This window comes from Enterobacter sp. BNK-8 (genome assembly GCF_048685095.1).
In the GTDB taxonomy this organism is placed as follows: domain Bacteria; phylum Pseudomonadota; class Gammaproteobacteria; order Enterobacterales; family Enterobacteriaceae; genus Enterobacter; species Enterobacter quasiroggenkampii.
Map to the genome: position 1 here is coordinate 448,924 of NZ_JBLQTN010000001.1, position 20,180 is coordinate 469,103.

General features: G+C 54.8%; 19 protein-coding genes. 12 read left to right on the forward strand and 7 right to left on the reverse strand.

Annotated elements, in window-relative coordinates; all coding sequences use genetic code 11:
- Window positions 1–77: 77 nt before the first annotated feature.
- Entirely contained in the window at window positions 78–422 is a 345-nt protein-coding gene (gene erpA / locus ACMGGU_RS02120; protein ID WP_013095643.1) for an iron-sulfur cluster insertion protein ErpA, read from the forward strand.
- Between the two features lie 58 nt (window positions 423–480).
- Here the strand turns inward: erpA and ACMGGU_RS02125 are convergent, their stop codons facing one another.
- The 3 genes from ACMGGU_RS02125 to mtnN are packed head-to-tail and all read right to left on the reverse strand — an operon-like array spanning window position 481 to window position 2,623.
- Complete coding sequence (locus ACMGGU_RS02125) at window positions 481–1,104, reverse strand: TRIC cation channel family protein (protein ID WP_045907828.1); 624 nt, start codon at window positions 1,102–1,104, stop codon at window positions 481–483.
- A 27-nt stretch (window positions 1,105–1,131) separates the two neighbouring features.
- The gene (gene btuF / locus ACMGGU_RS02130; protein WP_111967245.1) at window positions 1,132–1,932 is read right to left on the reverse strand and encodes a vitamin B12 ABC transporter substrate-binding protein BtuF; all 801 of its coding nucleotides are present in this window, start codon (window positions 1,930–1,932) and stop codon (window positions 1,132–1,134) included.
- Window positions 1,925–2,623 carry a 5'-methylthioadenosine/S-adenosylhomocysteine nucleosidase gene (gene mtnN / locus ACMGGU_RS02135; RefSeq protein ID WP_262796730.1) on the reverse strand — a complete coding sequence of 233 codons (699 nt, stop codon included), beginning with the start codon at window positions 2,621–2,623 and terminating at the stop codon, window positions 1,925–1,927. The genes btuF and mtnN overlap by 8 nt, the downstream gene beginning before the upstream one ends.
- Window positions 2,624–2,705: 82 nt before the next feature.
- Between mtnN and dgt the strand changes: the two genes are divergently transcribed.
- The 3 genes from dgt (at window position 2,706) to cdaR (ending at window position 7,092) form a co-directional block, all read left to right on the forward strand.
- Window positions 2,706–4,220: a dGTPase gene (gene dgt / locus ACMGGU_RS02140; RefSeq protein ID WP_063620833.1), complete on the forward strand. Its 1,515-nt coding sequence runs from the start codon at window positions 2,706–2,708 to the stop codon at window positions 4,218–4,220.
- 131 nt (window positions 4,221–4,351) lie between these two features.
- Entirely contained in the window at window positions 4,352–5,788 is a 1,437-nt protein-coding gene (gene degP, locus ACMGGU_RS02145) for a serine endoprotease DegP (protein WP_025756813.1), read from the forward strand.
- Window positions 5,789–5,934: 146 nt separating this feature from the next.
- Window positions 5,935–7,092 carry a DNA-binding transcriptional regulator CdaR gene (gene cdaR / locus ACMGGU_RS02150; RefSeq protein ID WP_008501917.1) on the forward strand — a complete coding sequence of 386 codons (1,158 nt, stop codon included), beginning with the start codon at window positions 5,935–5,937 and terminating at the stop codon, window positions 7,090–7,092.
- 89 nt (window positions 7,093–7,181) lie between these two features.
- Here the strand turns inward: cdaR and ACMGGU_RS02155 are convergent, their stop codons facing one another.
- The 4 genes from ACMGGU_RS02155 to map all read right to left on the reverse strand — a co-directional run bounded on the left by ACMGGU_RS02155 (window position 7,182) and on the right by map (window position 12,073).
- Window positions 7,182–7,571 (reverse strand): DUF3461 family protein, encoded by a 390-nt coding sequence (locus ACMGGU_RS02155; RefSeq protein WP_008501916.1) that lies wholly within the window; start codon window positions 7,569–7,571, stop codon window positions 7,182–7,184.
- A 111-nt stretch (window positions 7,572–7,682) separates the two neighbouring features.
- Window positions 7,683–8,507: a 2,3,4,5-tetrahydropyridine-2,6-dicarboxylate N-succinyltransferase gene (gene dapD, locus ACMGGU_RS02160; RefSeq protein ID WP_008501915.1), complete on the reverse strand. Its 825-nt coding sequence runs from the start codon at window positions 8,505–8,507 to the stop codon at window positions 7,683–7,685.
- A gap of 32 nt (window positions 8,508–8,539) precedes the next feature.
- Window positions 8,540–11,215 (reverse strand): bifunctional uridylyltransferase/uridylyl-removing protein GlnD, encoded by a 2,676-nt coding sequence (gene glnD, locus ACMGGU_RS02165; RefSeq protein ID WP_053077067.1) that lies wholly within the window; start codon window positions 11,213–11,215, stop codon window positions 8,540–8,542.
- A 63-nt stretch (window positions 11,216–11,278) separates the two neighbouring features.
- Window positions 11,279–12,073, reverse strand: a complete 795-nt coding sequence (gene map / locus ACMGGU_RS02170) for a type I methionyl aminopeptidase (protein ID WP_045415354.1) — start codon at window positions 12,071–12,073, stop codon at window positions 11,279–11,281.
- A gap of 321 nt (window positions 12,074–12,394) precedes the next feature.
- Between map and rpsB the strand changes: the two genes are divergently transcribed.
- From rpsB to rseP, 8 genes are all read left to right on the forward strand, one after another.
- Window positions 12,395–13,120: a 30S ribosomal protein S2 gene (gene rpsB, locus ACMGGU_RS02175; protein WP_013095653.1), complete on the forward strand. Its 726-nt coding sequence runs from the start codon at window positions 12,395–12,397 to the stop codon at window positions 13,118–13,120.
- 117 nt (window positions 13,121–13,237) lie between these two features.
- A complete protein-coding gene (gene tsf, locus ACMGGU_RS02180) occupies window positions 13,238–14,089 on the forward strand; it encodes a translation elongation factor Ts (RefSeq protein ID WP_014830708.1) in 852 nt (283 codons plus the stop codon).
- 150 nt (window positions 14,090–14,239) lie between these two features.
- On the forward strand, window positions 14,240–14,965 hold the full coding sequence (gene pyrH, locus ACMGGU_RS02185; protein WP_008501910.1) for a UMP kinase: 726 nt from the start codon (window positions 14,240–14,242) through the stop codon (window positions 14,963–14,965).
- Window positions 14,966–15,132: 167 nt separating this feature from the next.
- Window positions 15,133–15,690: a ribosome recycling factor gene (gene frr / locus ACMGGU_RS02190; RefSeq protein WP_008501909.1), complete on the forward strand. Its 558-nt coding sequence runs from the start codon at window positions 15,133–15,135 to the stop codon at window positions 15,688–15,690.
- Window positions 15,691–15,783: 93 nt separating this feature from the next.
- Window positions 15,784–16,983: a 1-deoxy-D-xylulose-5-phosphate reductoisomerase gene (gene ispC / locus ACMGGU_RS02195; RefSeq protein WP_048225697.1), complete on the forward strand. Its 1,200-nt coding sequence runs from the start codon at window positions 15,784–15,786 to the stop codon at window positions 16,981–16,983.
- A gap of 186 nt (window positions 16,984–17,169) precedes the next feature.
- Complete coding sequence (ispU, locus tag ACMGGU_RS02200; RefSeq protein WP_047651476.1) at window positions 17,170–17,928, forward strand: (2E,6E)-farnesyl-diphosphate-specific ditrans,polycis-undecaprenyl-diphosphate synthase; 759 nt, start codon at window positions 17,170–17,172, stop codon at window positions 17,926–17,928.
- Between the two features lie 12 nt (window positions 17,929–17,940).
- Window positions 17,941–18,798 carry a phosphatidate cytidylyltransferase gene (gene cdsA / locus ACMGGU_RS02205; RefSeq protein ID WP_045907836.1) on the forward strand — a complete coding sequence of 286 codons (858 nt, stop codon included), beginning with the start codon at window positions 17,941–17,943 and terminating at the stop codon, window positions 18,796–18,798.
- Window positions 18,799–18,809: 11 nt separating this feature from the next.
- Complete coding sequence (rseP, locus tag ACMGGU_RS02210; protein WP_024907524.1) at window positions 18,810–20,162, forward strand: sigma E protease regulator RseP; 1,353 nt, start codon at window positions 18,810–18,812, stop codon at window positions 20,160–20,162.
- Window positions 20,163–20,180: the final 18 nt, after the last annotated feature.

The window sequence follows — 20,180 nt, forward strand, 5'->3', positions numbered from 1 at the left end:
CCAGGGTATTAGATAATGACACAAAGAATTGGGTGAATTTTACCCAATAGCAGTAGCAGTATTCATGGGAGCATAAGATGAGTGATGATGTAGCGTTGCCGCTGGAGTTTACCGAAGCAGCAGCCAACAAAGTGAAAACCCTGATTGCCGACGAAGACAATCCGGATCTGAAACTGCGTGTCTATATTACCGGCGGCGGCTGCAGCGGCTTCCAGTACGGTTTTACCTTTGACGATCAGGTTAACGATGGCGATATGACCATCGAGAAACAGGGCGTTGCGCTGGTGGTTGACCCGATGAGCCTGCAATATCTGGTGGGCGGTTCGGTGGATTACACCGAGGGTCTGGAAGGTTCGCGCTTTGTGGTCACCAACCCGAACGCAACAAGCACCTGCGGGTGTGGTTCTTCGTTCAGCATTTAAGCCTGAATGCGGATTGTAGGCCCGGTAAGCGAAGCGCCACCGGGCTTATAAACGACGCCTATCTTGAATTTTCATCCAGCGCAAACGTCGGCAGCTTCAGGTGCCAGCGTATCGCCGCTAAACGTATCACCAGCGTCACGACCATTCCCAGCATCGCGGCGTTTTCCAGCGGAAGTGCAAACGTGTAGTACGCGGTCGCGTGGACAATGCCGCCGGCAATGCAGGCCGTCGCGTAAATTTCAGTACGCAGGATCATCGGCACCTCACGTGCCAGAATGTCGCGAATGATCCCGCCACCTACGCCGGTTAATACGCCCATGCAGATCGCCACCATCGGACCGGTGCCCGCATTAAACGCCTTATTGACGCCAATACCGACAAACACGGCCAGACCGACGGCATCCAGTACCGGCAATATCCATTTTGGTAATCGACGGGGCTGACGAACCAGCACTATGGTTAACAGGCAGGTGACCATTGCGACGACCAGATCGGTCGGATCTTTCACCCAAAACACCGGGCCATTCGCCAGCGCCATATCGCGGATAGTCCCGCCGCCCACGGCGGTCACTACGCCCAGCACCAGCACGCCAAACGGATCCATGCGTAGTTTTCCGGCGAGCAGGACGCCGGAGATAGCAAAAACGGCTGTGCCAAGAATATCCAGCCAATAAACGAGCATCGTTAAATCCTCGAAAAGGGTCTTATGTTAGTGACTCTCTGCCAGCGCGGCACAGAGCTGTTTTGCGGCGAGGATAATACGCGGGCTGGCGCGTTCAAACCAGTCGCTGTTGAGGGGGATTACCGGTATTTTTAGCTGCTTTTGCCAGAATTGCTCAATTTTGGGAATTTCACTCGCATTTCCGACCACGACGATGGCCTGTGGCTGGCGCGCCAGAACCTGCTCACGGCTTACCTGAGGCCACGGCACCCGGCTGGCTGCAAAGATGTTTTCACCGCCACAAACTTCCAGCACCTGGTTTTGAATCGACCCTTTTCCGGTGGTGAACAGCGGCTGGCTGCCAAACTGCAGGAAGATGCGCTTTTTAACTGGGGTATCGTATCGGGATTTCAGCGCGGCATAGTCGCTCAGCATCTGTTTCGCCGCAGCCTCGGCTTTTTGGGGCGTAGGGCTATAGGGTGCCAGGGCGCGTAGCGCCTGAGCGACCTGTTCAATGCTGACGGCATCAATCCACATGACCTTTATGCCAAGGGAAGTGAGCTGGTTGACCTGGCGCTCGGCGTTGCCGCCACGCCAGGCCAGCACGAGATCCGGTTTCAGCGCCACGATGCGCTCAAGGTTCATCCCTTGCCAGGTAGCCACTTGCTCAATTCCCGCGGCCTGCGGCGGATAATCGGAAAAGCTGCTCACGCCGACGGGCGTAATGCCGGCGGCAAACGCCAGCTCCGTATTGGCGGGAGAGAGCGTAATCACGCGCGGTACAGCATAGAGCCACAGCGGGGCGAGCAGAAGCAGGGCGGCAAGCGCCCTGAGGGTATGTTTAGCCACGTGCCAGATTCTGCACCAGGCGTTCCACCATCACGGTGGACTGTTTTGCCGCAACGGTCAGGAACTCGTCGAAGCTGATGTGGGACTGCTGGTCTGCCACGTCAGAGATGGCGCGAACCACCACGAACGGTACGTTGAAGTTATGGCAAACGTGCGCAATCGCAGTCGCTTCCATCTCAACGGCCACCGCCTGAGGGAAGTTATGACGGATTTTCGCCAGACCCACGGAACCATTGATGAACGCATCACCGCTGACAATCAGACCGCGTACCGCGTTGAGGTTGAGCTCCGCAATGCAGGTCTCTGCCGCCGCAATCAGTTTGTCGTCCGCTTTAAACCCTGCCGGGCAGCCCGGAAGCTGGCCGTACTCGTAACCGAACGCGGTGACGTCAGCATCGTGGTAACGCGCTTCGTCGGAAACAACGATATCGCCCACCTTCAGCGTTGGCGCCAGGCCGCCCGCCGAGCCCGTGTTAATGATGACGTCCGGCTTGCAGCGCTCAAGCAGCAGGGTGGCACCCAGCGCCGCAGCGACTTTACCGATGCCTGATTTCAGCAGAGCCACGTCAACACCGTTTAGCTGACCGGTATAGATCTCACAACCCCCCAGAGAGAGGGTCTGACGGTTCTCAATTTTGTCACGCAGGAGCGTAACTTCTTCTTCCATTGCACCAATAATGCCGATTTTCATAGATTTACTCGCGATGTGCCTTGTTAAGATGCATAGTCTATCATGCGGTTAAGGGGAAACGCATTCTCACGCGGGGGAGCACATGTCACCAATCGATTTTCGCACCAAAATTAACTGGCACCGACGTTTCCGTTCGCCGCAGGGCGACAAGAGCGAACATGAGATCCTGCGTATCTTCGAAAGCGATCGCGGGCGGATCATTAACTCGCCCGCCATCCGCCGTCTGCAGCAAAAAACCCAGGTCTTTCCGCTGGAGCGTAACGCCGCGGTGCGCACGCGCTTAACCCACTCTATGGAGGTACAGCAGGTCGGGCGCTATATAGCCAAAGAGATTTTGAGCCGTCTCAAAGAGCAGCGCTTGCTGGAAACCTATGGTCTGGACGAGCTGACGGGGCCTTTTGAGAGCATCGTTGAGATGGCCTGCCTGATGCATGACATCGGCAACCCGCCTTTCGGTCATTTTGGTGAGGCGGCAATCAATGACTGGTTTAAACAACGGCTTTACCCTTCGGATGCGGTAAGCCAGCCGCTGAGCGACGACCGCTGCATCGTACGCGATTTACGCCTGCGTGAAGGCGAAGAGGGGCTGAACGATTTGCGCCGCAAGGTGCGCCAGGATCTCTGTCATTTTGAGGGCAACGCGCAGGGGATCCGGCTGGTCCACTCCCTGATGCGTATGAACCTGACCTGGGCACAGGTCGGCTGCATTCTGAAATATACACGCCCCGCGTGGTGGATGGGGGAGACGCCCGCGTCCCACAGTTATTTAATGAAAAAACCGGGCTATTATCTTTCCGAAGAGGCCTATATTGAACGGCTACGTAAAGAACTTTCATTGACGCCAAACGGCCGCTTTCCATTGACCTGGATTATGGAAGCCGCCGATGATATTTCCTATTGCGTGGCCGATCTGGAAGACGCGGTTGAGAAAAGAATCTTCAGCGTCGAGGAGCTTTATCAGCATCTTTATACGGCCTGGGGCACCCATGAAAAAGGCTCGCTGTTTGCGCAGGTTGTCGAAAATGCCTGGGATAAATCGCGCTCAAATACATTAAGCCGCAGTACGGAAGACCAGTTCTTTATGTATTTGCGGGTAAATACATTAAATAAGCTGGTGCCGTACGCGGCGTCGCGCTTTATTGATAATTTGCCGCTGATTTTCAGCGGGGAATTCAACCATGCGCTACTGGAAGATGACAGCAGTTTCAGCCAGCTCCTCGAGCTTTATAAACATGTGGCGATGCGGCATGTCTTCAGCCATCCGGATGTCGAACAGTTAGAGCTGCAGGGCTACCGGGTGATCAGCGGGTTACTGGAAATTTATGCCCCGCTGCTCCAGCTGTCCGTTGACGAATTCAGCGAGCTGGTGGAACACGAGCGCGTGCGCCGCATCCCCATCGAATCCCGACTTTATCAGAAACTCTCTACCCGACACCGTCTGGCGTATGTCGAAGCGATTGGCAAGCTGGATCGCCATTCCCCCCAGTGGCCGGTGATGGAATATTATTATCGCTGCCGTCTTATCCAGGACTATATCAGCGGCATGACGGATTTGTATGCCTGGGATGAATATCGCAAGCTGATGGCGGTGGAATAACGCCTGAGTTTTGTAAAGACGGCCAATAAATTTTTACCTTTTCCATAAACTTATCGCCGGAACTAAGCGGTATAAAACGAATCTGAGTTACACAGCAATTTTGCGTTACCTGTAAATCGAGATTGAGAAACATGAAAAAAACCACATTAGCAATGAGTGCACTGGCTCTGAGTTTAGGTTTAGCGCTGTCTCCTCTGACTGCTACTGCAGCCGAGACCGCGTCGTCGGCAGCAACCGCGCAGCAGATGCCAAGCCTGGCACCGATGCTCGAAAAAGTGATGCCATCGGTGGTGAGTATTAACGTCGAGGGTAGCACGACCGTCAATACGCCGCGCATGCCGCGTAACTTCCAGCAGTTCTTCGGCGACAACTCGCCGTTCTGCCAGGACGGTTCGCCATTCCAGAGCTCTCCGTTCTGTCAGGGCGGTGGCGCAGGGGATGACAGCCAGGGCGGCGGCCAGCAGCAGAAATTCATGGCGCTTGGCTCGGGGGTAATCATTGATGCAGCGAAAGGCTACGTCGTTACCAACAACCACGTTGTCGATAACGCGAACAGCATTAAGGTTCAGCTGAGCGATGGCCGTAAGTTTGACGCCAAAGTGGTCGGCAAAGACCCGCGTTCTGACATTGCGCTGATCCAGATTCAGGATCCGAAAAACCTGACGGCGATTAAAATTGCCGACTCCGACGCGCTGCGCGTGGGCGACTATACCGTGGCGATCGGTAACCCGTTCGGTCTGGGTGAAACCGTGACCTCGGGTATCGTCTCTGCGCTGGGCCGTAGCGGCCTCAATGCCGAGAACTATGAGAACTTCATCCAGACGGATGCGGCGATCAACCGCGGTAACTCCGGCGGTGCGCTGGTCAACCTGAACGGCGAACTGATCGGTATCAACACCGCGATCCTTGCCCCGGACGGCGGCAATATCGGGATCGGTTTTGCTATCCCAAGTAACATGGTGAAAAACCTGACCGCGCAGATGGTGCAGTATGGCCAGGTGAAACGCGGTGAGCTGGGTATCCTGGGTACGGAACTGAACTCCGAACTGGCGAAGGCGATGAAGGTTGACGCCCAGCGCGGGGCATTCGTCAGCCAGGTGATGCCGAACTCCTCTGCCGCTAAAGCGGGCATTAAAGCGGGGGATGTGATCACCTCCCTGAACGGTAAACCGATCAGCAGCTTTGCCGCCCTGCGTGCGGAAGTCGGCTCTATGCCTATCGGCAGCAAAGTGACCCTTGGTCTGCTGCGCGACGGTAAAGCGGTTAACGTGAGCCTGGAGCTGCAGCAGAGCAGCCAGAATCAGGTGGACTCCAGCACCATCTTCAGCGGGATTGAAGGTGCCGAGATGAGCAACAAAGGCGCAGACAAAGGCGTGGTGGTGAACAACGTGAAAGCGAATTCACCGGCAGCCCGTATCGGCCTCAAGAAAGGCGATGTGATCATGGGCGCTAACCAGCAGCCGGTGAAAAATATCGCTGAACTGCGTAAAATTCTCGACAGCAAGCCTTCCGTGCTGGCGCTGAATATCCAGCGTGGTGATACCTCTATTTACCTGCTGATGCAGTAATCCTCTGAAGCCCCTGTTCGCAGGGGCTTTCTCGTTTCTGTGACCCTTCCCACAAGTCCATACTTCTTCCTCTCTCTTTGTGCATTCGCACAATGCAGCCGTCGCTGAACATCCCTATGCTTGAGCTCTGCTCACAGGAGGGTTCTATGGCTGGCTGGCATCTTGATACCAAAATGGCGCAGGATATCGTGGCGCGCACCATGCGCATCATTGATACCAATATCAACGTAATGGATGCCCGCGGGCGCATTATTGGCAGCGGCGATCGCGAGCGTATTGGTGAATTGCACGAAGGCGCGCTGCTGGTGCTCTCCCAGGGGCGCGTGGTCGATATCGACGATGCGGTAGCGAAACACCTGCACGGTGTCCGTCAGGGCATCAATTTACCGCTGCGCCTTGAAGGCGAGATTGTGGGGGTCATCGGTCTCACCGGCGAGCCCGAGTCACTGCGAAAATACGGTGAGCTGGTCTGCATGACGGCGGAGATGATGCTCGAGCAGTCGCGCCTGATGCACCTGCTCGCTCAGGACAGCCGCCTGCGTGAGGAGCTGGTGATGAACCTTATTCAGGCGGAAGAGCATACGCCTGCGCTCAGTGAATGGGCGCAGCGTCTGGGGATCGATCTGAACCAGCCGCGCGTGGTGGCGGTCATTGAGGTCGACAGCGGCCAGCTGGGCGTAGACAGCGCGATGGCCGAGCTGCAGCAGCTGCAAAATGCACTGGCGACGCCGGAGCGCGATAACCTGGTGGCGATCGTCTCTCTGACGGAGATGGTGGTGCTCAAACCGGCGCTCAATGCGTTTGGCCGCTGGGATGCGGACGATCATCGCCGTCGCGTGGAGCAGCTGATCTCCCGGATGAAGGAGAATGGTCAGCTGCGTTTTCGCGTTGCGCTGGGCAACTATTTTACCGGTCCGGGCAGTATCGCCCGCTCCTGGCGAACCGCGCGCACCACCATGATGGTGGGCAAGCAGCGAATGCCGGAAAGCCGCAGTTATTTCTATCAGGACCTGATGCTGCCGGTGCTGCTCGACAGCCTGCGCGGTGGCTGGCAGGCCAATGAGCTGGCGCGGCCACTGGCGCGCCTGAAAGCCATGGACAATAACGGCCTGCTGCGCCGAACGCTGCAGGCGTGGTTCCGTCATAACGTGCAGCCGCTGGCGACGTCAAAAGCGCTGTTTATCCACCGCAATACCCTGGAGTATCGGTTAAACCGAATTTCAGAGCTGACGGGGCTGGATCTGGGCAATTTCGACGACAGGCTGCTGCTGTATGTGGCGCTGCAGTTGGATGAACAGAGATGATGCTGTTTGCCGGGTGGCGGCTTCGCCTTACCCGGCCTACATGCGTTCGTAGGCCCGGTAAGCGAAGCGCCACCGGGCAATAAAACGGCTTATTTGTTGCGGGTTAACTTCTCAAGATCCGCTTCAATCTCGCTGATCTTATTGGTAACAACGCTTTCAAGGTGACGCAGGTCGTCAAGGATCTTACGCTTGAGATCGACTTCGGTGCGGTCGCGCTGGCAGATCTGATCGAGTTCATCGATCACATAGCGTAGGTTAGGGCTGATTTCCTGTACTTCTTTGTATCCCTGTCCTACACCGTCAGCAACAACGGTCTTACGCTGGCGTGGGTATTTAAACTTCACGCTTTTTGCGAAAAACTCTCCTTTGTCCTTGTGAAAATAGATTTTCAAAATATCGTTGTTGGCTTCCTGGCGGAGGCTGTAACGATCAATTTCATCAGGATTGGTAATGCCCAGACTTTTCAGATTATCGTACATAGCGGTACCCTTGATCTCAACATAACCTTTGAATAATTAACGAAAAAATCTATTTTCGCCACCCTCAGATATAAAAAAAGCGGGGTTGCCCCCGCTTTTTGTTATACCCGATTAATCGATGGTGCGCAGCAATTCGTTGATGCCCACTTTACCACGCGTTTTCGCATCCACTTTCTTCACGATAACCGCACAGTACAGGCTGTATTTGCCATCTTTTGACGGCAGGTTGCCGGACACCACGACGGAGCCCGCCGGAACGCGACCGTAATGCACTTCGCCGGTTTCACGATCGTAAATACGGGTGCTCTGGCCGATGTAAACGCCCATGGAGATCACGGAGCCTTCTTCCACGATCACGCCTTCAACCACTTCAGAGCGCGCGCCGATGAAGCAGTTATCTTCGATGATGGTCGGGTTAGCCTGCAGTGGCTCCAGAACACCACCGATGCCCACGCCGCCGGACAGGTGAACGTTTTTACCGATCTGCGCGCAGGAACCGACAGTTGCCCAGGTGTCGACCATGGTACCTTCGTCAACGTAGGCACCGATGTTCACGTAGGATGGCATCAGCACGGTATTACGTGCGATGAAGGCGCCCTGGCGCACTGCCGCAGGCGGTACCACGCGGAAACCTTCTTTCTGGAAACGCGCTTCGTCGTAGTCAGCGAACTTCATTGGCACTTTATCGAAGTAGCGGCTTTCTGCTCCGTCGATAACCTGGTTATCGTTGATGCGGAAAGAGAGCAGCACGGCTTTCTTCAGCCATTGATGAGTGACCCACTGACCGTCGATTTTTTCTGCCACGCGCAGCGCGCCGGAATCCAGCAGGGAAATCACCTGGTTTACCGCTTCACGGGTCACGGTATCCACATTTGCCGGGGTAATCTCGGCGCGACGCTCAAAAGCGGACTCAATAACGTTCTGTAACTGCTGCATTGTTTACTCTTTCCATTTCACTAAAAAACATATCACCCTTTATCGTTTGGATTGAGGGCTGCTGTCAACCGTTGTTGCACTTCAAGCTGCAGGTCATTATTAAGGGCACGCCGGTCGGCGGTGGCGATTATAAATAAATCTTCTACTCGCTCGCCAATGGTTGTAATTCGGGCTCCATGAAGCGAAATTCCCAGATCGGCAAAAACCTGGCCGACGCGGGCGAGCAGCCCCGGCTGGTCGAGCGCGATCAGCTCAAGGAACGATTTACGATCGGTGTGGGTGGGCAGGAAATTGACCTCGGTATCCACGGTGAAGTGGCGCAATTTCGCCGGCTGGCGACGCGGCTGCGGGGGTTGCCAGCTGCGCTGGGTGATCGCCTGCTCCAGACCAAAACGTATCCCTTCATGCCTGTCTGACGACAGCGGGCTGCCGTCCGGCTCCAGCACAATAAAGGTGTCCATTGCCATGCCGTCGCGGGTGGTGAAAATCTGCGCGTCGTGCACGCTCAAATTACGCCTGTCCAGCTCGGCGCAGACCGCAGCAAACAGATAAGGGCGGTCCGGGCTCCAGATGAAAATCTCCGTCCCGCCGCGGGTGGCCTGCGGGCTCAGCAGGATCATCGGCTGGGACAGATCGTGCTTGAGCAGATGCCGCGCGTGCCACGCAAGCTGGTTTGGGCTATGGCGGACAAAATAGTTGGCGCGGCAGCGGGCCCAAATCTGATGTAACGCCTCTTCATCAATGTTATCCATCCGCAGCAGCGCCAGCGCCTGCAGCTGGTGGTGACGCACGCGCTCGCGCATGTCCGGCGTGTTCTGCATCCCGCGACGCAGCTGTTTTTCGGTGGCGAAGTACAGCTCGCGCAGCAGGCTCTGCTTCCAGCTGTTCCACAGGGTTTCGTTGGTGGCGCAAATATCCGCCACCGTCAGGCAGACCAGATAGCGCAGGCGGTTTTCCGTCTGGACCTCTTCGGCGAACTGTTTTATGACTTCCGGGTCCTGAATGTCACGGCGCTGGGCGGTGACCGACATCAGCAGGTGATGGCGCACCAGCCAGGCCACCAGCTGCGTTTCACGTGAGTTCAGGCCGTGCAGCTCGGCAAATTTCAGCACGTCCTGCGCGCCGAGCACCGAGTGGTCGCCGCCTCGACCTTTGGCGATGTCGTGGAACAGGGCGGCAATCAGGATCAGCTCCGGATGGGTCAGGCGCGGCCACAGCTCGACGCACAGCGGGTGGCGGGAGCGCGTCTCTTCTTTCGCAAAGCTTTCCAGCTTGAGCATCACGCGGATCGTGTGTTCATCCACCGTGTAGGCGTGGAAAAGATCGAACTGCATCTGCCCGACGATGTGCGACCACTGCGGCATATAGGCCCACAGCACGCTGTGACGGTGCATCGGCAGCAGGCCGCGGCTGACGGCACCCGGGTGGCGGAGCATGCTCAGGAACAGCGAACGGGCTTCCGGGATATAGCACAGCGGCTCCGTCAAATGGCGGCGCGCGTGGCGCAGATGGCGCAGGGTGGTGGAGTAGATCCCGGTGATGGTGCTGTTGCGCACCATGGTATAGAACATCCGCAGAATCGCTTCCGGCTCGCGGATAAACAGCGTTTCGTCGCGGAGATCGATAAGCGTGCCGCGCAGCTGGAATTCGTCATCAATCGGGCGCGGCTTTTCGTCGGCCGTCAGGGCCAGAATGGCCTCGTCGAACAGCTGCAACAGCATCTGGTTCAGCTCGGTCACCCGGCGGGTGACGCGGAAGAAATCCTTCATCATGTGCTCAACCGGCTCGTTACCCTCGCCCTGGTAATTCAGGCGCTGAGCCACGCTGAGCTGGCGGTCAAACAGCAGACGGTTATCGTAGCGCGTAACTTCCAGATGCAGGGCAAAGCGGATGCGCCAGAGCAGGTGCAGACACTCGTTGAGCTCGTTACGCTCCGCCTCGGTTAAAAAGCCGAAGCCAACCATCTCGTCCAGCGAGGTGGCGCCAAAATGGCGACGGGCGACCCACTGTAGCGTGTGGATGTCGCGCAGGCCGCCGGGGCTGCTTTTAATATCGGGTTCAAGGTTATAGCTGGTGCCGTGGTAGCGCTGGTGGCGCTGGTTTTGCTCCTCGACTTTCGCGGCGAAGAACTTTTCTGACGGCCAGAAGCCATCGCTGAAGATGTGTTTTTGCAGCTCCAGGAACAGCGCGACGTCGCCAATCAGCAGGCGGGTTTCAATCAGGTTGGTGGCGACGGTCAGGTCCGACAGCCCTTCAAGCAGACACTCTTCCAGGGTACGCACGCTGTGGCCGACTTCCAGCTTTACGTCCCAGAGCAGGGTCAGCAGCTCGCCGATTTTTTGCGCCTGTTCGTCCGGCAGCTTTTTGCGGCTTAAGATCAGGAGATCGATATCGGAAAGCGGATGCAGCTCACCGCGGCCATAGCCTCCGACGGCAACCAGCGCAACATCGCTGATTTGTCCAAACCCATAATCGATCCACAGGCGCTGCAGCAGCTGGTCGATAAATTCGGTGCGCGCCTCAATCAGCTGTTCTGCCGATATGCCCGCATCAAATGCGCTGCCCAGCCAGCGGTGAAAGACATCCATGTGCGCCTTGATGCCGGCACAAGTCAGCTCGTGCTGCGGCCAGACGCCCGGGTTATCGGGCTGGTCGGGGAGGGTGGGAAGAGCTGTGTTAGCATACTGTTCGGGTAAAAGATTACTCATCGTGCGCCACCCATAAGAAAAAGCTATAGCCATTAAAAAAGCCGGCATTTGCCGGCTTTTTTATCATTCGTCGTGCGTCAGTATCGCCGGGATGGTGTCATCCTTGCGCAACGTCATAATTTCGCAGCCGTTGTCTGTTACCACAATAGTATGCTCGTACTGCGCAGACAAGCTTCTGTCTTTGGTTTTCACCGTCCAGCCGTCTTTCATGGTACGGATGCGGTAATCACCCGCGTTGACCATTGGCTCAATGGTAAAGGTCATGCCTTTTTGCAGCACCACGCCGCCGTCATCGGCATCATAGTGCAGAACCTGCGGCTCTTCGTGGAAGACGCGACCAATGCCGTGACCGCAGTACTCGCGTACCACGGAGAACCCTTCTGCTTCGACAAATTTCTGGATTGCCGCGCCGATGGTGCGCAGGCGAATACCCGGTTTCACCATTTTCAGCGCCAGGTAGAGGCTGTCCTGGGTAACTTTGCACAGACGCTCGCCAAGAATGGTCGGCTTGCCAACGATGAACATTTTTGAGGTGTCACCGTGGTACTCGTCTTTAATGACGGTCACGTCGATGTTAACGATGTCGCCGTCTTTCAGCAGTTTTTCATCGTCCGGAATACCGTGACACACCACTTCATTAATAGAGATGCAGACGGATTTCGGGAAACCGTGGTAGCCGAGGCAGGCGGAAACCGCGTGCTGCTCGTTCACGATATAGTCGTTACAGATGCGGTCCAGTTCACCGGTGCTGACGCCCGGTTTCACGAACGGCTCGATCATTTCCAGCACTTCCGCGGCCAGACGACCGGCGATGCGCATCTTTTCAATTTCTTCAGGTGTCTTAATAGAGATAGCCATGTAATCTGTCCATCGGTGTCGATTTTTTCGACAATACTAGTCTAAGTGTCGTCAATGGTATCAGTCAGGCACGCTTCGTGCCAAATTGAGAATCATTAACAGCACACTCCGCCAACAACTGTTGGTTTCTGGTCGTGTTTTGTGGTATAAAGCGCGCCGGACTTCCGATCCATCTCAGATACACAGGCTGGACGGGAGCGACAAATCTCACTTTGTGTAACAACACACACGTATCGGCACATATTCCGGGGTGCCCTTCGGGGTCGGTAATATGGGATACGTGGAGGCATAACCCCAACTTTCAATATAGAGGTTTTAAACATGGCAACTGTTTCCATGCGCGACATGCTCAAGGCTGGTGTTCACTTTGGTCACCAGACCCGTTACTGGAACCCGAAAATGAAGCCTTTCATCTTCGGCGCACGTAACAAAGTTCACATCATCAACCTTGAGAAAACGGTACCAATGTTCAACGAAGCCCTGGCTGAGCTGAACAAGATCGCTTCCCGTAAAGGTAAGATTCTGTTCGTTGGTACTAAGCGCGCTGCAAGCGAAGCTGTGAAAGATGCTGCTAACAGCTGCGACCAGTTCTTCGTGAACCATCGCTGGTTGGGCGGCATGCTGACCAACTGGAAAACTGTTCGTCAGTCCATCAAGCGCCTGAAAGATCTGGAAACCCAGTCTCAGGACGGTACTTTCGACAAGCTGACTAAGAAAGAAGCGCTGATGCGCACTCGTGAACTGGACAAGCTGGAAAACAGCCTGGGCGGTATCAAAGATATGGGCGGCCTGCCAGACGCGCTGTTCGTAATCGATGCAGACCACGAGCACATCGCAATCAAAGAAGCTAACAACCTGGGTATCCCGGTATTCGCTATCGTTGATACCAACTCCGATCCGGACGGTGTTGACTTCGTTATCCCGGGTAACGACGACGCAATCCGTGCTGTTAGCCTGTACCTGAGCGCTGTAGCTGCTACCGTTCGTGAAGGCCGTTCCCAGGATCTGGCTTCTCAGGCGGAAGAAAGCTTCGTAGAAGCTGAATAATAAGGTTTTACCCCTTATTAGTACCGTGTATGAATAGGGGCCCATTACCGGCCCCTTTTTTCAATTTACACTGTTTGGCCCCCGGCCGGGCAGTTCACATCTCCCGAGGATTTAAGAATGGCTGAAATTACCGCATCCCTGGTAAAAGAGCTGCGCGAGCGTACTGGCGCAGGCATGATGGATTGCAAAAAAGCGCTGACTGAAGCGAACGGCGACATCGAGCTGGCAATCGAAAACATGCGTAAATCCGGTGCGATCAAAGCAGCTAAAAAAGCAGGCAACGTTGCTGCTGACGGCGTGATCATCACTAAAATCGACGGCACCTACGGCATCATTCTGGAAGTTAACTGCCAGACTGACTTCGTTGCTAAAGATGGTGGTTTCCAGGCATTTGCTAACAAAGTTCTGGACGCAGCGGTTGCTGGCAAAATCACTGACGTTGAAGTTCTGAAAGCACAGTTCGAAGAAGAACGTGTTGCGCTGGTTGCTAAAATCGGTGAGAACATCAACATCCGTCGCGTTGCTTCTCTGGAAGGCGACGTTCTGGGCTCTTACCAGCACGGTGCACGTATCGGTGTTCTGGTTGCGGCTAAAGGCGCTGACGAAGAGCTGGTTAAACAGCTGGCAATGCACATCGCTGCAAGCAAGCCAGAATTCGTTAAGCCAGAAGACGTGTCTGCTGAAGTGGTAGAGAAAGAGTACCAGGTTCAGCTGGACATCGCGATGCAGTCTGGTAAACCAAAAGAAATCGCAGAGAAAATGGTTGAAGGCCGCATGAAGAAATTCACCGGCGAAGTTTCTCTGACTGGCCAGCCATTCGTTATGGATCCAAGCAAGTCTGTTGCTCAGCTGCTGAAAGAGCACAACGCTGACGTAACTGGCTTCATCCGCTTCGAAGTGGGCGAAGGCATCGAGAAAGTTGAGACTGACTTCGCAGCAGAAGTTGCTGCAATGTCCAAGCAGTCTTAATGATTGAAAAGGAGCCGCCTGAGGGCGGCTTCTTTTTGTCACCCGTCACAGGAAATCAGACAGGCTCCAGTATCGCTGTACTGATTTGCGGCATATCATGTCGCCAGAATTAACCCCCATCTTAATCGTTGACAGTCTCAGGAAAGAAACATGGCTACCAATGCAAAACCCGTGTACAAACGCATTCTGCTTAAGCTGAGTGGCGAAGCGCTGCAGGGATCGGAAGGCTTCGGTATTGACGCAAGCATCCTTGATCGCATGGCACAGGAAATCAAAGAACTGGTCGAACTGGGCATCCAGGTTGGCGTGGTCATTGGCGGTGGCAACCTTTTCCGTGGTGCTGGTCTGGCGAAAGCGGGGATGAACCGCGTTGTGGGCGACCACATGGGTATGCTGGCAACCGTGATGAATGGCCTGGCGATGCGTGATGCGCTCCATCGCGCCTATGTGAACGCCCGCCTGATGTCCGCGATCCCCCTGAATGGCGTATGCGATAATTACAGCTGGGCAGAAGCTATCAGCCTGCTGCGCAACAACCGCGTGGTGATCCTCTCCGCCGGTACGGGTAACCCGTTCTTTACGACCGATTCCGCTGCCTGCCTGCGCGGTATCGAGATCGAAGCTGATGTGGTACTGAAAGCGACCAAAGTCGATGGCGTGTTTACTGCCGACCCGGCAAAAGATCCGTCTGCAACCATGTACGATCAGCTGAGCTACAGCGAAGTGCTGGATAAAGAGCTGAAAGTGATGGATCTTGCCGCCTTCACGCTGGCTCGTGACCACAAACTGCCGATCCGTGTCTTCAACATGAACAAACCTGGCGCACTGCGTCGCGTGGTCATGGGCGAAAAAGAAGGCACTTTGATCACGGAATAATTTCCGTTGACGATAAATACAGGTAAGATTCCGCTTTATTTTGTAGTGGTATCTTACCCGGGCGCGCCTTTGGCGTTGTCATGAATTAAACGCGACTATACTTAGCACACCTGTAGCGCTGTGCTGGCGGATAGTCTGCCTGAGACAAGTTTTCAAGGATTCGTAACGTGATTAACGACATCAGAAAAGATGCTGAAGTACGCATGGAAAAATGCGTAGAAGCGTTCAAAACCCAAATCAGCAAAATCCGTACTGGCCGTGCTTCCCCAAGCCTGCTGGATGGCATCATCGTCGAGTACTACGGTACGCCAACCCCACTGCGTCAGCTGGCGAGCGTGACGGTAGAAGATACCCGTACGCTGAAAATCAATGTATTCGATCGTTCTATGGGCCCGGCGGTTGAGAAAGCGATCATGGCGTCTGACCTCGGTCTGAACCCAAGCTCTGCGGGTGCTGACATCCGCGTTCCACTGCCACCGCTGACCGAAGAGCGTCGTAAAGACCTGATCAAAGTGGTGCGTGGCGAAGCTGAGCAGGGTCGTGTCTCCGTGCGTAACGTTCGCCGCGACGCGAACGATAAAGTCAAAGCGCTGCTGAAAGAAAAAGAGATCAGTGAAGATGACGATCGTCGTTCCCAGGACGACATTCAGAAAATGACTGACGCTGCCATCAAGAAAATTGATGCGGCGCTGGCAGATAAAGAAGCGGAACTGATGCAGTTCTGATTTCTGTCGTACACTGATAAACGCCGTTCAGAGAGACTTAGGGTCTTGCTGGCGGCGTTTTGCTTTTATCTGGTCTAACTTTTCGGGCATCTCATGAAGCATTTAACACTCCTCGGCTCAACCGGCTCTATCGGTTGCAGTACTCTCGACGTCGTTCGCCATAATCCTGAACTTTACACCGTGACAGCGCTGGTGGCCGGTAAGAATGTGCAGCGAATGGTTGAGCAGTGCCTGGAGTTTACGCCCCGCTATGCGGTGATGGATGACGAAGAGAGCGCGCGCCTGTTGAAAGCACAGCTGCTTGAGAAGGGCAGCCGAACCGAGGTGCTGAGTGGTCAACAGGCGGCCTGCGAGATGGCGGCGCTGGATGAGGTGGATCAGGTGATGGCGGCCATCGTCGGGGCGGCAGGATTATTGCCGACGCTTGCCGCGATTGATGCCGGTAAGGACGTTCTGCTGGCCAATAAAGAGTCGCTGGTGACCTGCGGACGCCTGTTTATGGAGGCGGTGAAGCAGCACGGGGCGCGTCTTTTGCCTGTCGACAGCGAGCACAACGCGATTTTTCAGAGTTTACCGCAACCTTTTCAACAGAACCTGGGGTACGCTGACCTGGAGCAGAATGGCGTCGTGTCTATTCTGCTTACCGGGTCTGGTGGCCCGTTCCGTGAAACGCCACTGTCTGAACTGCGTGCCATGACGCCGGATCAGGCGTGCCGTCATCCGAACTGGTCGATGGGGCGTAAAATCTCCGTTGACTCTGCCACCATGATGAACAAAGGTCTGGAATACATTGAAGCGCGCTGGCTGTTCAATGCGTCAGCGAAACAGATGGAAGTACTGATTCACCCACAATCGGTGATTCATTCGATGGTGCGTTATCAGGATGGCAGCGTGCTGGCGCAGTTGGGCGAACCGGATATGCGTACGCCAATTGCCCATTCCATGGCGTGGCCGAATCGAGTGAAGTCCGGCGTGAAGCCGCTTGATTTCTGCAAGCTAAGTTCCCTGACGTTCAGTGAGCCAGACTACGACCGTTACCCTTGTCTGAAGCTTGCGATGACGGCCTTTGACCAGGGGCAGGCGGCGACAACGGCACTGAATGCAGCCAATGAAATTACCGTTGAAGCATTTCTGAATCAGCAAATTCGTTTTACCGATATCGCGGCGTTGAATTTAGCGGTACTGGAGATGATGGATTTGCGCGAACCACAGAGCGTGGAAGAGGTGCTGGCGGTGGATGCAGCTGCGCGTAATATTGCGCGCCAACAGGTGACACGTCTCGCAAGCTGGTGATAAAGCAACCACTAGTCGTCGTGCTATTTGTTAGCGTTGGGCTTCAGTGATATAGTCTGCGCCACCTGATCGCAGGTATTTGACTTTACGTGGTCAGGTGAGCCGTGGTTTGACACGGCTTTTTTATGTATCGGCTTCAGTATTCCTGAGTACCGTTAAATCCTTTTCAGGGACAAAAAACGCGTTATGTTGTCTGCGAATCAACCAATAAGCGAAAACTTGCCAGCGCATGGCTGCCGTCATGTAGCAATCATTATGGATGGCAATGGCCGCTGGGCGAAAAGACAAGGGAAAATACGAGCCTTTGGGCATAAAGCTGGGGCGAAATCTGTTCGCCGCGCCGTTTCTTTTGCCGCCAATAACGGCATTGATGCGTTAACGCTCTATGCTTTTAGCAGTGAAAACTGGAATCGACCACTGCAGGAAGTGACTGCGTTGATGGAATTGTTTGTGTGGGCGCTAGACAGCGAAGTAAAAAGCCTGCACCGCCACAACGTCCGCCTGCGTATCATTGGCGATACCAGTCGTTTTAACTCACGTTTGCAGGAACGGATTCGCAAAGCAGAAGCGCTGACGGAAAATAATACCGGACTGACGCTGAATATTGCGGCGAATTACGGCGGACGCTGGGATATTATCCAGGGCGTTCGGCATCTGGCCGAACAGGTTCAGGAAGGGCTGTTGAGACCCGACCAAATTGATGAAGAGGCGCTGAGCAAGCAAATCTGCATGAATGAACAGGCACCTGTGGATTTGGTAATTAGGACAGGGGGGGAACATCGCATAAGTAACTTTTTGATATGGCAAATTGCCTATGCTGAACTTTACTTTACGGATGTTCTTTGGCCCGATTTTGATGAACAAGACTTTGAAGGTGCGCTGCATGCCTTTGCCAATCGAGAGCGTCGTTTCGGCGGCACCGAGCCTGGTGGCGATAACGCCTGATGGGGGTAGCTTTTGCTGAAGTATCGCCTGATTTCCGCTTTTGTATTAATACCCATTGTCATTGCGGCGCTGTTTTTACTGCCCCCGGTGGGATTCGCTATTGTTACGCTGGTGGTGTGCATGCTCGCCGCGTGGGAATGGGGACAGTTTAGCGGCTTTACCTCGCGCACGCAGCGAGTATGGCTTGCGGTACTGTGTGGCTTTATTCTGGCCATAATGCTGTTTACGTTGCCTGAATATCATCATGATATTCATCAGCCCCTGGTGGCCGGTTCCTTGTGGATATCGTTGGCCTGGTGGGTGGCCGCGCTGTTGCTGGTGCTGTTTTATCCCGGCTCCGCGGCGTTATGGCGTCATTCAAAAGTGCTGCGACTGATTTTTGGTTTGCTCACCATTATTCCTTTTTTCTGGGGTATGGTTGCGCTGCGCGCCTGGCACTACGACGAAAACCACTACAGCGGTGCGATCTGGCTGCTTTATGTGATGATTCTCGTCTGGGGGGCTGACTCTGGGGCCTATATGTTTGGTAAACTGTTTGGCAAACATAAGCTGGCGCCGAAGGTTTCTCCGGGCAAAACCTGGCAAGGATTCATCGGCGGTTTGTTTACGGCCGCGATCATCTCCTGGGGCTACGGCGTCTGGGCGAATCTTGAAGTGGCACCGTCAATACTGCTGGTGTGCTCGATTTTTGCTGCGCTTGCCTCCGTGCTCGGTGATTTAACCGAAAGTATGTTCAAGCGTGAAGCAGGGATTAAGGACAGTGGACACCTGATTCCAGGGCATGGCGGTATACTGGATCGCATTGATAGCCTGACAGCGGCTGTTCCCGTGTTTGCGTGTTTGCTTTTACTGGTATTCGGGACGATTTAACGGAAGGTTTTATGCTGAGCATTCTCTGGAATCTGGCGGCGTTCATAGTTGCACTGGGTGTACTGATTACCGTGCATGAATTTGGCCATTTCTGGGTTGCTCGCCGCTGTGGTGTGCGCGTAGAGCGCTTTTCCATCGGTTTTGGTAAATCACTCTGGACGCGCACCGATCGCCACGGCACAGAATTTGTCATCGCCCTTATCCCGCTGGGCGGCTACGTCAAAATGCTCGACGAACGCGTCGAGCCTGTCGCGCCTGAGCTGCGACACAGCGCATTCAACAATAAAACCGTTGGACAACGCGCCGCCATCATCGCTGCCGGACCGGTAGCCAACTTCATCTTTGCGATTTTCGCTTACTGGCTGGTGTTTATCATCGGCGTCCCTGGCGTACGTCCGGTGGTCGGTGAAATTGCCCCCAACTCCATCGCGGCGAGTGCGCAAATTACATCCGGGATGGAACTTAAAGCGATTGATGGTATCGAAACCCCTGATTGGGATGCCGTGCGACTGCAGCTGGTTGCTAAAATTGGCGATCCGCAGACCACCATCAGCGTATCGCCGTTTGGGTCAGACGCCCGTCAGGACAAAGTGCTCGATTTACGTCACTGGCGTTTCGAGCCGGACAAAGAGGATCCCGTCGCTGCGCTGGGCATTCGTCCACGCGGCGCACAGATCGAGCCGGTATTAGCCGAAGTCCAGGCCAACTCGGCGGCGAGCAAAGCGGGTTTGCAAGCAGGCGACAGGATCGTTAAAGTCGATGGTCAACCATTAACAGAGTGGATGACCTTTGTTACTCTGGTGCGCGATAATCCGGGTACGTCTCTCGCGCTGGAAGTTGAAAGGCAGGGCAGTCCGCTTTCGCTGACGCTGATCCCGGATACGAAGTCGGTCGGCAAGAAGGCAGAAGGGTTTGCAGGCGTTGTGCCAAAAGTGATCCCGCTGCCAGATGAGTACAAGACAATACGCCAGTATGGGCCGTTCAGCGCCATCCTTGAAGCCACGGATAAAACATGGCAACTGATGAAGCTGACGGTCAACATGTTGGGGAAATTGATAACCGGTGATGTGAAACTGAACAACCTCAGTGGGCCAATTTCGATTGCTCAGGGGGCTGGGATGTCAGCGGAATTCGGGGTGATTTACTATCTCATGTTCCTCGCGCTCATTAGCGTGAACCTTGGGATAATCAACCTGTTCCCGCTTCCCGTTTTAGACGGGGGTCATCTGCTGTTTTTAGCGATTGAAAAGCTAAAAGGCGGACCGGTATCCGAGCGAGTTCAAGACTTTAGTTATCGCATTGGCTCGATTTTGCTGGTGCTGTTAATGGGGCTTGCACTTTTCAATGATTTCTCTCGGTTGTAAGAGAGTTAGTTAGGAAGA